A 14,581-nucleotide genomic window follows, 5' to 3' on the forward strand; every position below is an offset into this window, starting at 1 on the left:
CCTCCCCGGGCCCGGCCCTTCGCCGCGGCCCGTGTCCGGCACGCCCGGACGACACCTCGTACGGGGCTCGCGGCCCCGAACGGCGACGAGGCCCCCGAGCTCCGTGCTCGGGGGCCTCGCCCGTGTCCGGGGCAGTCGTGCCGGTCAGTCCGACGAGCCCAGCGTGACCGTGGCGGTCTCGCGCCGGCCGTCGCGGTCGTACTCGACCTCGACCTCGTCGCCCGGGCTGCGGCTGCGCAGCATGGCGAGCAGCTCCTGGCCCGAGTTCACCGGCCGCCCGTCCAGGGAGAGGATGACGTCGCCCGGTTCCAGCCCCGCCTGGTCGGCGGGGCCGCCGCTCTCCACCGCGCCCCCGCCGTCGGCGATGACCGCGCCCGCGACCGGGCTGTCCAGGTCGATCTCGGCCCCGATGTCGGCGTAGCTGGTCTCGCCGTACTCGACGAGGCGGTTCACGACGCGTTCGGCCTCCACCGACGGGATCGCGAAGCCCAGGCCGATGTTGCCCGTGGGCTCCCCCATGGAGCTCATGGTGACGATCATCGAGTTGACCCCGATGACCCGGCCCTCCAGGTCCACCAGCGGACCGCCGGAGTTGCCCGGGTTGATGGCGGCGTCGGTCTGGAGCGCGTAGAAGCGGCTGGCGTTCTCGCCCTCGCCGGAGCTGACCGGGCGGTTGACGGCGCTGATGATGCCCTGCGTGACGGTTCCGGACAGGCCCAGGGGCGCGCCGATGGCGATCACCTCGTCACCGACGATGACCTGCTCGGAGTCGCCGAACTGGAGCGGTTCGACGTCGATCGGGTCGTCCAGCGACAGCACCGCGAGGTCGGAGCTGGGGTCGGAGCCGACCACGGAGGCGCTGGAGAGGCTGCCGTCGCTGTACTCCACGACGATGCCGTCCGCCTCCAGACCGGCGGAGACGTGGTCGTTGGTCACCACGTAGTTCCCGTCGATGACGAACCCGGAGCCGCTGTTCGGGATGGTGGGGTCGGCGCTGTGGATGAACACCACGCTCGGGCTGACCCGCTGGGCCACACCGGCGATGGTGTCGGGGTCGCGCCGGGGGGCTTCGGGCGGCGGCTCGTTCATGACCGGGCCCTCCTCCTGCGCGGCCTCGTCACCGGAGGAGCCGTTGAGGAGGTCGCCCGCGACACCGCCGGCGCCTCCGGCGATGAGCGCGACGACGAGCATGCCCGACAGCGCCATCCACACCGGGACGCCGCGCCGGGGCCGCTTGGGCGCGGGGGGCTGCGGGGCGCTGTGGTGGCCGGTCGTGTGGGGCCCGGGGACACCGGGGGGCGCGACGCCCGGACCGGGGGCGCCGGGCTGGCCCGAGGGGGCGGCGTGCCCCGCCTGGAAGGCCGCCGCGTAGCCGCCGTGGGCGGCCGATTGACCGGTGTGGCCGGTGTGGCCGGTGTGCTGCCCGGGAGCCGAAGGAGCACCGGGGTTCATGGGATTGGCAGGACCGGAGGGACCGCCGATACCCGGGTGGCCGGGGCCGGAGGGGTTGGCGAAGCTGGCGTGGGCGGCGGGGCCGGAGGGGTTGGCGGAACCGGGGAACCCTCCCCCCACGGGGTGAGCGGAGGCCTGGTCGGGTCGGGGAGCGCCGGGCTGCTCGCCCGGTCCGGGGTCAAGGTTCATGGGGTCTCCACTGCCGGGAGGCGGGGTGGGGGCGGCCTGCGCTCCGGGGGCTCCCTGTCCGGGCTGCGGGAACGGCCCGGGGTGGCGCGGGGGCGCGGGGTCGCCCTGGTCCGCGGAGGCGTTCCGGGAGGGTGCCGGCGGCCTTCCGGCGGCCCGGGCGGGCCACCGGGGGCGCTCCGCGGGCGCCCGGTCCGGCGCGTTCGCCGGATCGGGCGCGGCGCGCTCGGGGGGTGTTCCACCGCCCGGCGGGGTCGCCCGGCCGGGCTCTCCCCCGTGTTCCGGGCGGCCGTTTTCCTCGCTCAAGACCTGCTCCGTAAGTCGCTCGGCTGTGGGACGGCACGGGACCGGCCCGGGTCCTAGAGGAACCCCAGCCGGGACAGGCCGCGGTGCACGCGGGCCCAGAAACCCGAACCCGGCCCGGGCAGCGCGGTCACGGCGGACGTGGCCAGCCCCGCGGGGGCGTCCGCGAGCACCGTGTAGACGAAGCCGTTCGCCTGCCACATGCTCTGGTACTGGCCCGCGTCACCGCCGAAGATCGTGCCGTGTTGTGGTGTGACGCCGCTTCCCCCCGTCCCGGTTCCGGCGTATCCGTTCGGTTCTGTGGGGGAATGCTTGCTGTCCAGCTTCCCACGTTGGGTGAAAACCGACACCTGGGACAGACCGTCCGAGTAGACGGCGTGCACGACGCGGTGCCCGCCGTGCTCGGTGGACCGGGCGTCGACCAGCCGCAGGTTCCAGGACAGGTACTCCGGGAGGGGCCACTCCTCCGCGCGCAGGTCCGCGCGCTCGGTCCGGGTGAGGGTGTCGCTCCAGGGGGAGTCGCCCAGCGCCTCCTCCGGCCAGTCCCCCTCCCCCAGTTCGAGCCCGGTGAGGCGGAAGCCGATCGCGTGCTCGCCGCCGGTGCCGTAGACGGTCCGGCCCAGGAGCAGGCCGGTGGCGGTGTCCACCCAGAACCGCCCGGCGACGGTGCCGTCGGCGTGCCTGGCCTCCACCAGGCGGGCCTCCCGGCCGTCCAGGCGGGTGGGGCCCGCGTCCGAGACGGCGTAGGTGTCGCCGAGCATGCTGAGCAGGCGGTCGTCCAGCGACTCCAGGGCCGAGGAGGCGTCCACCACCAGGGCGGACTCCTCGTCTCCGACGGGGGCCAGTGCGATGCCGTCGCCGGGCCTGCTCACCACGCGCACGCGCAGCGTCCGGCCCTCGGCGGACTGCCCGCCCTCCGTGTCCTCCGGTCCGGTGACCTCGCGCACGGCCGAGTAGGCGACCTCGTCCTCCGCCGCTGCGGCGCGGTGCAGCACCGACATCCCGTCGTCCTCTCCCTCGGCCGGGACGGCGGTGGGATGGGGGTGCGCGGCGGCCGTGAGCAGCAGCGCGCACAGCAGTGCCACGACGAGGATCGTGACCGGGGCGGAACGCGCGGAGGAGGGTTCCTCCGCGCTCACCGGGTGGTTTCGGCGGGGCCGTGGGGGACTTCGGCGGCGGTGGGCCGCGCGTCGACCACCGGAATGTTGCGGCTGGTCAGCGCGTGCTCGACCGCGTAGTCGGCCAGGCGGGGCTCGACCACGGGCGTCTCCTCGGCCTCACCCCCGGCCACGAACGCGCTGCCGATCAGGGCCGTGGCCACGGCGAAGCCCGCGACGGCGTAGCGGCCGCCGGGGAAGGCCGGGAACAGGTGCGTGAGGCGGTCGCCGCGGCGACGGCGCCCGGGCGCGGCGGCGCGCTCCGGCCGCGAGGGGGCCGGGCCGCCCGCGGCGGGCGGAGTACTCCCCGCGGCCGGGGGCACGGCGGCCAGGGGGCCGCCGGGGAAGCCGCCCAGGGGGCGCGAGGAGCCCAGGGGCGGACTGCTGCCGAAGCCGGTTCCGCCGACGGAGGGGCCCCGGTCCGAGGGTCCGTGGTCGCGGGACAGGCTGGTGAGCCGTCCCATGAAGTCCATGTCGGGCTCGGGCTCGCACAGGCCGTGCAGGCGGCGCTTGAGGCGGCGCATCATGTCGGCCTCGAAGCGGCACGACTCGCACTTGGCCAGGTGGATGAGGGCGCTCTCGTGGTCGACCGGGCCGAGCTCGCCGTCGACGAGCGCGGAGAGCCGCTCTCCGAGGTGGTCCATACTCACTCCGCCTCCCCGTTGATGACGTTTCCGCCGCTGCGCGCCTCGTTGTCGGCGGCCAGCGACCGCCGGTGCTCCAGGGCCCGGCGCAGCTGGGCGCGGCCCCGGTGGATCCGGCTGCGGACGGTGCCGAGCTTGACGTCGAGCGTCGCCGCGATCTCCTCGTAGGAGAGCCCCTCGATGTCGCACAGGACGACCGGGGCGCGGAACTCGGCGGGCAGCGCGTCCAGCGCGGACTGGATGTCGGCGTCGAAGTGCCGGTCGTCGTAGCGCTGCGCGGGGGAGGGCTCGCGGCCCTCCAGGCGCTCGTCGGCGTTCTCGGCCAGGCCCTCGAAGCGGATGCGGGCCCGGCGGCGGGCCATGTCGAGGAAGAGGTTGGTGGTGATGCGGTGCAGCCACCCCTCGAAGGTGCCGGGGGTGTAGTTGGCCAGCGAGCGGAAGACCCGGATGAAGACCTCCTGCGTGAGGTCCTCGGCGTCGTGCTTGTTGCCGGTCAGCCGGTAGGCGAGCCGGTACACGCGCGGGGAGTGGGTCCGCACGACCTCGTCCCAGCTCGGGGGTTCCCATGCCTCGAATTCCACGGCAGGGCCGGACTCTGGCACCGCTGCTCCCTTCATCCCGTCGATTCGCCGCCAGGTTGGTCGGGGGGAGTTTGCTTCGTGGCGATCAACGTACGTTCATCCCGTTTCAACGCCCGGGGACGTGGATTAAGTTCCCGCCACAACGCTCGGAGTTCGGTCCGGTTCAGGCTAGTCTTTTGCCAGGGACATGACCTGGCCGCGACCGACATTCTACGGTGGGTGACCACCCCCTGGTCAGAGCCCCACCAGACACGTGAACGCTGTGGGAGGCCGTTATCGCCAGCCCGGAGGAGACCGCGGCCCGGATCACCTGGGTCCGCGCCGAGCAGTCCCGGTTCGAGCAGGACGCCATGGAGGACGAGCCCCTGGCGGACGCCTACGAGGCGGGCAGCCGGTCGTCGGCCACGCCGGTGGACGCGGCGACGGGCACGGCCCTGCGCTTCCTGGCCGCCTCCATCGGCGCCCGCTCCGTGGTGGAGATCGGCACCGGGTGCGGGGCGTCGGGGATCTGGCTGCTGCGGGGGATGGCCCCGGACGGGATCCTGACCACGGTGGACACCAACGCCGCCTACCAGGACTACGCGCGCTCGGTGTACTCCCGCGCCGGTTTCGGCCCCGGGCGGGCCCGGTTGATCCGCGGGACGGCCCTGGACGTGCTGCCGAGGCTGACCGACGGCGGGTACGACCTGGTGTTCGTGGACGCCGACGCGGTGTCCTACCCCCTGTACATGGACGAGGCGCTGCGCCTGCTGCGCCGGGGCGGGATGGCGGTGTTCAACGGCGCCATGGTGGCCTCCAGCGAGCCGGACGGGCCGCTGCGCGTGCCCGACCCCCGCGAGACCGCCGTGCGCGAGGTGATCCGCCGCGTGCGGGAGGGGGAGGAGTTCATCCCGATGCTCATGCCGGTGGGCGAGGGACTGCTGGCCGCCATCCACCAGGAACCCGGCCGACGGTGATCAGCCGCGTCGACGGCACCGACCCCGCCGCCTTCGACTCCTGGTACGCGGCCGTGCGGGCGGCCTCGCTCGCCGACCGCGACCCCGGGGTGGTCCCGCTCCCCCACCCGGACTCCCTGCGCGCGGTGCTCCGCGGCCGCGGGGGCGAACGGCGGGCCCTGGCCTACGCGGCCCACGGGGAGGACGGCGGGGTGGCGGGCGCGCTCCTGCTGGAGTTCGGGGACCGGGACAACCTGCACCTGGCCGAGGTCGACGTCAACGTGCCCGTCGCGACGCGGCGCCGCGGCCACGGAACCCGCCTGTGGGAGCACGCGCAGCGCGTCCTGGCCGAGGAGGGGCGCACGACCGCGCTGGGCGAGGTCCAGCTGCCCTCGGACCGGTCCTTCGAGGACTGGCCCGGCGTCCGCTTCGCGCTCGCGCGCGGGTTCACGGCGGTCCACGAGGAGGACTACTACGTCCTGGGACTTCCGTTGGCCGCGCGGACGCGCGAGGAGGCCGGCGCCGACGTGCTCGCCCTCGGGTCCCGTTACGAGCTGCTGACCTGGACGGACACGTGCCCGGAGGAGCTGGTGGCCGACTACGCGCGGCTGCGCACGCGGATGCAGGCCGACGTCCCGCTCGGGGATGCGGCCTTCGAGCGGGGGCTCTGGGACCCCGCGCGCGTGCGTGACCAGGAGGAGCGCCGCCGCGCCCAGCGGTACCGCACGCTGGTCTGCGCGGCCCGGGCCGCCACCGGCGGCCTGGCCGGGTACAGCGAGATCGCCCTGCCCGAGGGGGAGGGCGCCGCCTACCAGGAGGACACCCTGGTGGCGCCCGAGCACCGGGGCAACCGCCTGGGCTCGGCCCTGAAGCTGCGCAACCTGGAGGTGCTGGCCGCGGAGTTCCCCGAGCGGGTCCAGGTCCGCACCTGGAACGCCCCCGGCAACGCCCCCATGCGCCGGGTCAACCTGCGCCTGGGCTTTCGCCCGGTGGAGCGCATGCACGAGTTCCAGCGCGTCCTGCCGGGATAGCCCGGCCCGCGCCCTGTCCCGCACCTTGTGAACCCCGCCCGCTCCATGGCGGGGCGGCCGTCAGGCGTCGTGCCGCCGCGGGGCGGTGATGGTGGCGTAGCGGCCTCCGCCGCGGGTGCGGGTTTCGCGTCCCTGCTCGTCGCGGGCGCGCTCAGCCGGACCGGAGGAACCGGCACCGGAAGAGCGGCCGTATGAACGCCGTCCCCGGCCGCGTCCGCGCGGCCGGGGTCTTCTCGGCTCGGCTAGCGCTCGGCGAGCCAGCGCAGCAGCGTGCGCGTGGCGAAGGCGGTGCCGCCCTTGCTGAGCAGGCCGCTCTCCTTGGTCGACCGGCCGGGACCGGCGATGTCCAGGTGGGCCCAGGGCACGCCGCCGGTGAACTCGCGCAGGAACAGGGCGGCGTCGGTGGCTCCGGCCGGGCCGAACTCGCGGCGGGTGCCGATGTTGGCCAGGTCCGCCACGCGGGACTCGGTGGTCTCGGCGTACTCCTCGGTCAGCGGCATCCGCCACAGCGGCTCGCCGGAGGCCCGGCCCGCGGTCTCGATCTCGGCGGCCAGCGCGTCGTCGGTGCTGTACAGGGCGCCCATGCCCGTACCGAGCGCGACCTTGGCCGCGCCGGTGAGCGTGGCCACGTCCACGAGCACGTCCGGGGCCAGCTCGGCGACCGCGTAGCCCATGGCGTCGGCCAGGACCAGGCGGCCCTCGGCGTCGGAGTTGAGCACCTCGACGGTCGTGCCGCCGTAGGTGGTGAGCACGTCGCCGATGCGTGTGGCGTCGCCGCCGAAGGCGTTCTCGGCCAGGGCCAGCAGGCCGGTCACCCGTACCGAGGCGCCCACGGCCGACAGCGCGGACAGCACGGCGAGCACGATCGCCGAGCCGCTCATGTCGGTCTTCATCAGCGACATGTTGTCGTTGGGCTTGAGCGAGAGGCCGCCGGTGTCGAAGGTGATGCCCTTGCCGACCAGCACCACGTGCGCGGTGGGGTTCTCGGGGGTGTAGGAGAGCTGGACCAGCCGGGAGGGGCGCGAGGATCCCCGGCCGACGGCGAGGATCGCGCCGAAGCCGTCGCGCTCCAGCTCCGCCTCGTCCCAGACCCGCACCTGGAGGCCGGAGTCCGCGGCGACCTCGCCGGCGCGCGCGGCCATCCACGCGGGGTCCTTGGTCATGGACGGGGTGTTGATGAGGTCGCGGGCCAGGGCGGTGGCCCCGGCCAGCCGGGTGCCGCGCTCCAGCGCGTCGGCGAGGTCCCCGGCGCCGGGGCCCACCACCTCGACCACCGGGGCGGGGCGCTGGTCCGCCGGGGGTTCGGCGGTCTTGAGGCTGAAGGTGTAGGAGGCCAGGAGGACGCCCTCGGCGAAGGCGGTGGCGGCGTCGCCGCCGGCACCCGGCCAGGCCAGGGCGGCCCGCTCTCTTCCCCGGGCGGCCCGGGACAGGGCTGCGCCGGCCTTCCGGAGGTCGTCGGGGGAACCCGAACCGACCCCCAGAAGGGCCAGCCGTACCAGCCCCTGGTCCCGGGGCACCGGGAACTGGGCCAGCTCACCGGGTTTCCCGGTGAGCGAGTAGTGCGCGAACAGATCGCCGAGCGGAGCCGGAAGCACCTGTGTCAGGCCGCCCTCGGCGACCCCTTCGGCCTCCGCGGGTCCGCCGTCTCCCGAGAGGACGGGAAGGACCAGCAGGTCCGCGGTGGATTCGGCGAGGCTCCCCGAACGGGGCTGGATCTCCGTGGCGAATGGCACAGGCCGCTCACAATCGTTCGCTGTCATGGGGGTCTACGACCTCGGGGGGCCGTCGGGCGTTCCGGCCCGGGTGGGGGAGGGTGAGAACGTGGTGCCGGACCTAGCCGACGACACCCTTGAGCGCGTCCCGGAGTTCGGTCGCCTCGGCCGGCGTCAGCTCGACGACCAGGCGTCCGCCCCCCTCCAGCGGGACCCGCATGATGATGCCGCGACCCTCCTTGGTGACCTCCATCGGCCCGTCGCTGGTCCTCGGCTTCATCGCCGCCATGCCATTCCCCTTTCTAGGTGTTTCCTCGCGGATGACCGGGGCCGACCCACAGCACCGACGCCGATCCGCTTGGCCCGTCTCGGCTCCGGAGCCGTAGGCCGGTTCCGCGTGACTCTCGCCCTTGTGGCTTGGGGGACGTGAATCACTCTCCGACCATTATCTCGGAGGTTGGCCCCCGTGTGTGCGCCGGTCGGCGGCCGGGCCGCCTCCGGCGGTTTCCACCAACGAGGAAACGTCGGTCAGTAAGGTTATATCGGTACTGGCCGAAACCCCGTGAGCGCACGGGGATCCGCGTAAGCCCCCGCCCGGGGGCGGTGGGCCGGACCCGAGAGTCCGGCGACACCTGGACAACATCTCCGACCTGCGCTTTCGTCCCCGCCGGGAACCCGAGTCCCGGAGGCCGCGGTCGGACGGGTCCGGAACGGCACCGCCTCCAGGCGGTCGAACCAGTGCCCGGGGCGGACGGCGATCCGGACGACCGGATCAGCTCAGGGGGCCCGTCGACGTCATCCGGGTGCCCTCGTCGGTGACCGAGGACCACTCCGCCCTCAGACCGCCGTCCGCGGCGGGCGCCAGGGTCAGCTCGGCCTCGTCGACGCAGCGGTCCTCGGGGTCGGCGGTCTCGGTGTAGGCGTAGACGCGCCGGTCGTTGTCGCCCGCGGACAGCACGAGCGTCCCCGAGCAGGCGAAGGTCGTCCAGGCGGTGCTGCCGCGCTCGGCGCCCTCCTCGATCCGCACCTCGGCGTGCCAGTCGGCGACGTGCTGGCCCTCGGTGTTCACCTGGACCATCTCGCCCGCCCAGGCTCCGACGAAGTCCTCCGCCGGGGCGACGGCCTCCTGCGCGCTCTCTTCGCCGTCGGCCAGCAGGGCCCACGCGGCGGCCCCTCCGCCGACCAGGAGGACGGCCAGCGCGGCCGCGCCCAGAACGGTGAACTGGCGGCGGCGCCTGCCGCTGTGCCGGGTCGACCTGGGCGGCGGCCACAGGGACAGCTGCACGGGGGAGGCGGCTGTCACGGAGGAAGCGGGCCCTTCGCGCCGGTCGTCGGCTCCCGACTCCAGTTCGGCTGCTGTGTCCATCCTCGCCATCCTCAACGGTGATGCACCCGCTCCGGCGGAACGGGGGGAACGCGGATACAGCGACCGAGAATAGAGCACCCGAACCCACAGGTTTCGCCCGATAACCGCGCGGGGACTGTGATGCACGGCATAGAGGAAGGCGAACGCCAGGTCAGGGCGGTACCGTCAAACGTGACACGCGCCACAGCTTTGGGTGCGGGGGTCAGCGCTCGTCGCCGCGCGACGGGGAGGAGTCGGAGGCGTCCACGGCCCCGGATCCTCCCGCCGCCTCGGTGCGCTCCCCGGCTCCGGCGGCCGTCGGGTCCCCGGGCGTCCCGGCCCTGTCGGAGCCCTCGGTGTCCTCCCCGGTCTCCCGCTCGTCCGGGGTCTGGGGGGTGTCCTCGGCCTCGGCGCCCTCGATGGCCTCGGTGGGCGCGGTGGCCCCTGTGACACCCATGGGCGCGGTGGTCCCCGTGGCACCGGCGGACGCGGAACCCCCGGCGGCGGAGTCCGCCGGTCCGGTCGCGGTCCCGGGCCGGAAGGCACCGCTCCCGAAGCCCGCGACCGTGGTGCTCCCGACCGCGGCGGGGCCGCGCGCGCCCTGCTCGGGGGCGTAGGCGTCGCCGGGCAGGTGCGCCCCGGGGATCGGGCCGGTGCCCTCCGGAACGTAGGACGGGTCCAGGCGCGACAGGCGCCACTCCAGGTCCCCGATGCGCTCCTCACGCTCGCGCAGCGTGGCGGTGAGGCGCAGCAGCAGCTCGTCCACGGCGCGCACGTGGTAGCCCCACATGGCCAGGGGCAGCATCAGGCGGCCCAGGTCGAACGCCTTGACGGGCCGGTCTTCGGGCAGTGCGAGCGGGGGGTAGTCGGCCTCGAAGCGGGCGAGCTGGCCGCCCTTGCCCAGCACGATGCAGACGACGCCCACGAGGACGGCGAGCGCGGCGGCGGCGACGAGGACCATGATGAGAACAGGCACGGACACGATCGTGCCACACGCCGCCCGGGCCGGGTACGGCCCTCGCGCTCGGCCGGGGCCGCACCCGCGCCGCCAGCGCCGGAACGGCGCACGGCCCGTACGCCGTGCGCCGCTCCCCCGTCGTCCCCCTACTGCTCCGGGCCGGGCTGCTCCTCCGACTGCACGTGCTGGCGGTGGATGTCCAGGTGGGACTTGCGGATGATGTCGACCACCTCGTCGAGGTCGTCGGTCACCTGGACCAGCTCCATGTCGTGCGACTTGATGAGCTGGTTCTCCAGCAGGCTGGAGCGGATCCAGTCCCGCATCCCGCCCCAGAACTCGGTGCCGACCAGCACGATCGGGAAGCGGGTGACCTTGTTGGTCTGCACGAGGGTGGCCGCCTCGAACAGCTCGTCCAGGGTGCCGAAGCCCCCGGGCAGGACCACGAACGCCTGGGAGTACTTCACGAACATCGTCTTGCGGACGAAGAAGTACCGGAAGGTCACCCCGATGTCGACGTAGTCGTTGAGCGACTGCTCGAACGGCAGCTCGATGCCGAGCCCGACCGACAGCCCGCCCGCCTGCTGGGCGCCCTTGTTGACCGCCTCCATCATCCCCGGTCCGCCGCCGGTGATGGTGGCGTACCCGGCCTCCGCCAGCTTGGCGCCCATCTGGACGCCGATGTCGTAGTAGCGGTTGCCGGGGCGCAGGCGGGCCGAGCCGAACACGCTCACCGCCGAGGGCAGCTCCGAGAGCAGGCCGAAGCCCTCCACGAACTCCGACTGGATGCGCAGCACCCGCCACGGGTCGGTGTGCACCCAGTCCGTGGGGCCCCGCTGGTCGAGGAGGCGCTGGTCGGTGGTGGTGTTGGGGATGGAGTCGCCCCGGTAGGTGAGGGGCCCTGCGCGTCGTACGGTCTCTTCTTCTTCCGTCATGACGTAAAGCTATCCGCGTGGAACCGGCTCACACCTGAACCACACGTTTCACGGGGGTGGCCACGAACGGCCTTTTCGCCGCCCCGGCCGGTGTCGGGACTGGTCAGGGATCCGTCGGCCGGGGCGCGGCGGGGGCTCAGCGGGTGCCCGACAACCAGGCCACCATGCGCTCCTCGGCCTCGTGGATGCGGGGGATCTCGGCGTACTCGTCCTTGGTGTGGGCGAGCGTCGGGTCGCCGGGGCCGTAGTTGACGGCGGGCACGCCCAGCTCGGAGAAGCGGGAGACGTCGGTCCAGCCGAGCTTGGCGCGGGCGCTGCCCTCCCCCACCGCGGTGACGAACGCCGCGGCCGAGGGCTCGTCCAGCCCGGGCCGGGCGGGGGCGGCGGCGTCCACCACCGCGACCTCGAACCCGGCGAAGACCTCGCGCAGGTGCGCCTCGGCGTCGGCGACGGACAGGTCGGGGGCGAAGCGGTAGTTGACCCGGACCACGCACTCGTCGGGGATGACGTTGCCAGCGACCCCGCCCTCGATGGCCACGGCGTTGAGGCCCTCGTGGAAGCGCAGCCCCTCCACCTCGGGTTCGCGCGGGGTGTAGGCGCGCAGGACGTCCAGGACTGCTCCGGCGCCGTGGATGGCGTTCACGCCCATCCAGGAGCGGGCGCTGTGGGCGCGCTTGCCGCGGGTGGTGACCTCCACGCGCATGGTGCCCTGGCAGCCGCCCTCGATGACGCCGTCGGTGGGCTCCATGAGGACCGCGAAGTCCCCCGCCAACCACTCGGGGCGGTTGCGGGCCAGGCGGAGCAGGCCGTTGCGGGAGGCGTCGACCTCCTCGTTGTCGTAGAAGACGTAGGTGACGTCGTGCACCGGCTCGGCGACCAGGGCGGCCAGCCTGAGCTGGACGGCGACACCGGCCTTCATGTCCGAGGTGCCGCACCCGTAGAGGCGGTCGCCGACGACTCGGGAGGGCACGTTGTCCACGATGGGGACGGTGTCGATGTGCCCGGCGATGACGACGCGGCGGGGGCGGCCCAGGTCCGTGCGGGCGACCACGGCGTCGCCGTCGCGGCTGACGCGCAGGTGGGGCAGGGCCGACAGGGCGCCCTCGACCGCGTCGGCGAGGACCTTCTCGTCACCGCTCTCGGATCGGATGTCCACGAGGGCGGCGGTCAGGGCCGCGGCGTCCGAGGTCAGGTCAAGCATGTGTCGCCCCGTTTCGGTGAGGTTGGGAAGCCGTCGGGCCGGGGGATCCGTACCCCCGCTTGGGAATAGCCGTACCCCCAGTCTGGGGTAACCGGGGGTACGGCGGGAACTCGCCCTGACGAACGGCCGGGGCGCCCTCCCCGTGCGGAAGGGCGCCCCGGTCGGGTGCGGACGGGTCAGGCGTTGACGCCGTGCTCGCGGAGCAGGTCGTTGAGCGCGAGCTTGTCGTGCTCCTCGCCCTCCTTCAGGCGCCTGAGCACGAGCAGCACCGGCATGCCGAAGTCGCCGCCGGGGAAGCTCTTGGCGCGGTTGGCGGTGACGCACACCGACCAGGCCGGGGCCTCGCCGCGCGGGAGCTCCTCGCCGGTCTCGGCGTCGAACACGCGGGTGGAGGAGGTGAGGATGGTGCCCGCGCCGAGCTTGGCGCCCTTGCGCACGCGGGCGCCCTCGACGACCATGCTGCGGGAGCCGAGGAAGGCGTCGTCCTCGATGACCACCGGGGAGGCCTGCGGCGGTTCGAGGACGCCGCCGACGCCGACGCCGCCGGACAGGTGGACGTTCTCGCCGACCTGGGCGCAGGAGCCGACCGTGGCCCAGGTGTCGACCATCGTGCCGGAACCGACGTGGGCGCCGATGTTGGTGAAGGACGGCATCAGCACGACACCGGGGGCGAGGTAGGAGCCCCAGCGGGCGATCGCCCCGGCGACGACGCGGACGCCGTCGAAGCGGGTCTTGAGCGGCATGCGGTCGTGGTGGTAGAAGTCGCCGACGTGCGACTCCTTCATCTCCAGGACCTTGAAGCCGAGGAGGATGGAGCGCTTGGCGCGCTCGTCGACGACGACCTCGTCGGTGGAGGGGTCGACGAAGGCCACGCGGGCCTTGCCCTCGTCGATCTGGTCGATCGCGCCGATGATGGTCTCACGGGCCTCGGTGTGGCCGGGCGTGAGCTCGGCGCGGCTCTCCCAGAGTTCGTCGATGCGGTCGGGCAGCGGGCTGGAGTACGAGCTGGTCATGTGCACACACGTTAGCCGCTCGCTCCGGGTGCGGGGGCACCCCCTCCCCGAGGCGGCCGTCACCTTCGCGCACGACCCGACGCCCGCCTCGGCGGCGGCTACAATGCGGCCGTGGCGCCGCGTGCGCCCCCGCGCGACGCCCCCTGCGGGTGCGGAGCGCCCACCTGTCGCCGACCCTTGGTTCGCCCGTGCCCAGTAAGCGCCGGAGGCTCTCCGCCTTCGTCAAGATCCTGCTCTCCCTGGTCCTCGTCTGCGGCTCGCTCGTCGCCGGGGCCTACTACGTGCTGACCACGTTCGAGCCGATCGACACCACTCCCCCGCCCGAACCCGGCTGCCGCCTGACGATGGCCGACGGCCGGTACTCGTTGGAGAACGCCCAGGCCGCGAGCGCGGCCACGGTGGGAGGCGTGGCGTTCGGCCAGGACCTGCCCCCGGAGGCCGTGACGATCGCCTTCGCGACGGTGTGGCAGGAGTCGGCGTTCTACAACGTGGAGTACGGCGACCGGGACTCCCTGGGACTGTTCCAGCAGCGGCCCTCGCAGGAGTGGGGCGACCCGGATCAGATCCTGGACCCGGTGTACGCCAGCAGCTCGTTCTACGAGGAGCTGGTGGAGGTGGAGGGGTGGAAGTCCATCCCGGTCTACGAGGCGGCCCAGGCGGTGCAGCGCAGCGCCGACGGCTACGCCTACGACCAGCACGAGCGCCTGTCCACGCGGATGGCCGAGGTCTTCACCGGCGCGCAGGGGGCCGCGCTGACGTGCTGGTACGGCGCCGAGGGGCTGGCGGACCTGCGGTCGGGCGAGGCGGACCCGGACGCGGCCCTGGAGGAGATGGAGCGGGTGTTCGGCACCGCCCCGGCGGACCTGCCGCTGGACGGGGACGAGGAGCCGCGGACCGGCGACCTGGGCTGGGCGATGGCCCTGTGGGCGGTGGCCCACGCCGAGGAGTACGGGCTGACGTCGGTGTCCTACGACGGGCAGCGGTGGCGGGCCTCGGACGGCACGGGCGACTCCGAGGACTGGGCGGCGGCCGACGGGGGCGACACCGGGGGCGGCCTGGTCCTGGAGTGATCCGGGCCGGTCTGCGGACCAATTCGGGTGGTGGGCCGGTCCGGGTGGCGGACCGGTTCAG

Annotated in this window: 13 protein-coding genes and 1 pseudogene; 3 read left to right on the plus strand and 11 right to left on the minus strand. The window is 73.9% G+C overall.

Annotated elements, in window-relative coordinates; all coding sequences use genetic code 11:
- Positions 1–144: 144 nt before the first annotated feature.
- The 4 genes from EV372_RS05700 to sigE form a co-directional block, all read right to left on the minus strand.
- Positions 145–1,452, minus strand: a complete 1,308-nt coding sequence (locus EV372_RS05700) for a S1C family serine protease (RefSeq protein ID WP_372497329.1) — start codon at positions 1,450–1,452, stop codon at positions 145–147.
- 545 nt (positions 1,453–1,997) lie between these two features.
- The gene (locus tag EV372_RS05705; RefSeq protein ID WP_130395138.1) at positions 1,998–3,080 is read right to left on the minus strand and encodes a LolA-like protein; all 1,083 of its coding nucleotides are present in this window, start codon (positions 3,078–3,080) and stop codon (positions 1,998–2,000) included.
- Positions 3,077–3,742: an anti-sigma factor family protein gene (locus tag EV372_RS05710; RefSeq protein WP_130395139.1), complete on the minus strand. Its 666-nt coding sequence runs from the start codon at positions 3,740–3,742 to the stop codon at positions 3,077–3,079. The genes EV372_RS05705 and EV372_RS05710 overlap by 4 nt, the downstream gene beginning before the upstream one ends.
- A gap of 2 nt (positions 3,743–3,744) precedes the next feature.
- Complete coding sequence (gene sigE, locus EV372_RS05715; protein WP_165435966.1) at positions 3,745–4,359, minus strand: RNA polymerase sigma factor SigE; 615 nt, start codon at positions 4,357–4,359, stop codon at positions 3,745–3,747.
- Between the two features lie 314 nt (positions 4,360–4,673).
- On the opposite strand from sigE, the gene EV372_RS05720 reads away from it, so the two are divergent.
- On the plus strand, positions 4,674–5,279 hold the full coding sequence (locus EV372_RS05720; RefSeq protein WP_130395140.1) for an O-methyltransferase: 606 nt from the start codon (positions 4,674–4,676) through the stop codon (positions 5,277–5,279).
- A complete protein-coding gene (locus EV372_RS05725) occupies positions 5,276–6,289 on the plus strand; it encodes a GNAT family N-acetyltransferase (RefSeq protein ID WP_130395141.1) in 1,014 nt (337 codons plus the stop codon). The genes EV372_RS05720 and EV372_RS05725 overlap by 4 nt, the downstream gene beginning before the upstream one ends.
- A gap of 242 nt (positions 6,290–6,531) precedes the next feature.
- Here the strand turns inward: EV372_RS05725 and EV372_RS05730 are convergent, their stop codons facing one another.
- The 7 genes and pseudogenes from EV372_RS05730 to EV372_RS05760 all read right to left on the minus strand — a co-directional run bounded on the left by EV372_RS05730 (position 6,532) and on the right by EV372_RS05760 (position 13,450).
- A complete protein-coding gene (locus EV372_RS05730) occupies positions 6,532–8,022 on the minus strand; it encodes a leucyl aminopeptidase (protein WP_130395142.1) in 1,491 nt (496 codons plus the stop codon).
- Between the two features lie 100 nt (positions 8,023–8,122).
- The gene (locus tag EV372_RS05735; protein WP_013154899.1) at positions 8,123–8,290 is read right to left on the minus strand and encodes a DUF3117 domain-containing protein; all 168 of its coding nucleotides are present in this window, start codon (positions 8,288–8,290) and stop codon (positions 8,123–8,125) included.
- A 483-nt stretch (positions 8,291–8,773) separates the two neighbouring features.
- Positions 8,774–9,367, minus strand: coding sequence for a hypothetical protein (locus EV372_RS05740; RefSeq protein WP_130395143.1), 594 nt, complete (start codon positions 9,365–9,367; stop codon positions 8,774–8,776).
- Between the two features lie 598 nt (positions 9,368–9,965).
- Positions 9,966–10,322: pseudogene (locus tag EV372_RS05745) on the minus strand (hypothetical protein); the annotation flags it as partial.
- A gap of 128 nt (positions 10,323–10,450) precedes the next feature.
- Positions 10,451–11,236, minus strand: a complete 786-nt coding sequence (locus tag EV372_RS05750) for an LOG family protein (protein WP_013154902.1) — start codon at positions 11,234–11,236, stop codon at positions 10,451–10,453.
- A gap of 136 nt (positions 11,237–11,372) precedes the next feature.
- Positions 11,373–12,437, minus strand: a complete 1,065-nt coding sequence (gene dapE, locus EV372_RS05755; protein ID WP_130395144.1) for a succinyl-diaminopimelate desuccinylase — start codon at positions 12,435–12,437, stop codon at positions 11,373–11,375.
- 176 nt (positions 12,438–12,613) lie between these two features.
- Positions 12,614–13,450: a 2,3,4,5-tetrahydropyridine-2,6-dicarboxylate N-succinyltransferase gene (locus EV372_RS05760; protein WP_013154904.1), complete on the minus strand. Its 837-nt coding sequence runs from the start codon at positions 13,448–13,450 to the stop codon at positions 12,614–12,616.
- 188 nt (positions 13,451–13,638) lie between these two features.
- Here EV372_RS05760 and EV372_RS05765 point away from each other — a divergent pair, with 188 nt between their 5' ends.
- Entirely contained in the window at positions 13,639–14,520 is an 882-nt protein-coding gene (locus tag EV372_RS05765) for a hypothetical protein (protein ID WP_130395145.1), read from the plus strand.
- Positions 14,521–14,581: the final 61 nt, after the last annotated feature.

The sequence above is a fragment of the Nocardiopsis sp. CNZ308 genome (assembly GCF_004217075.1).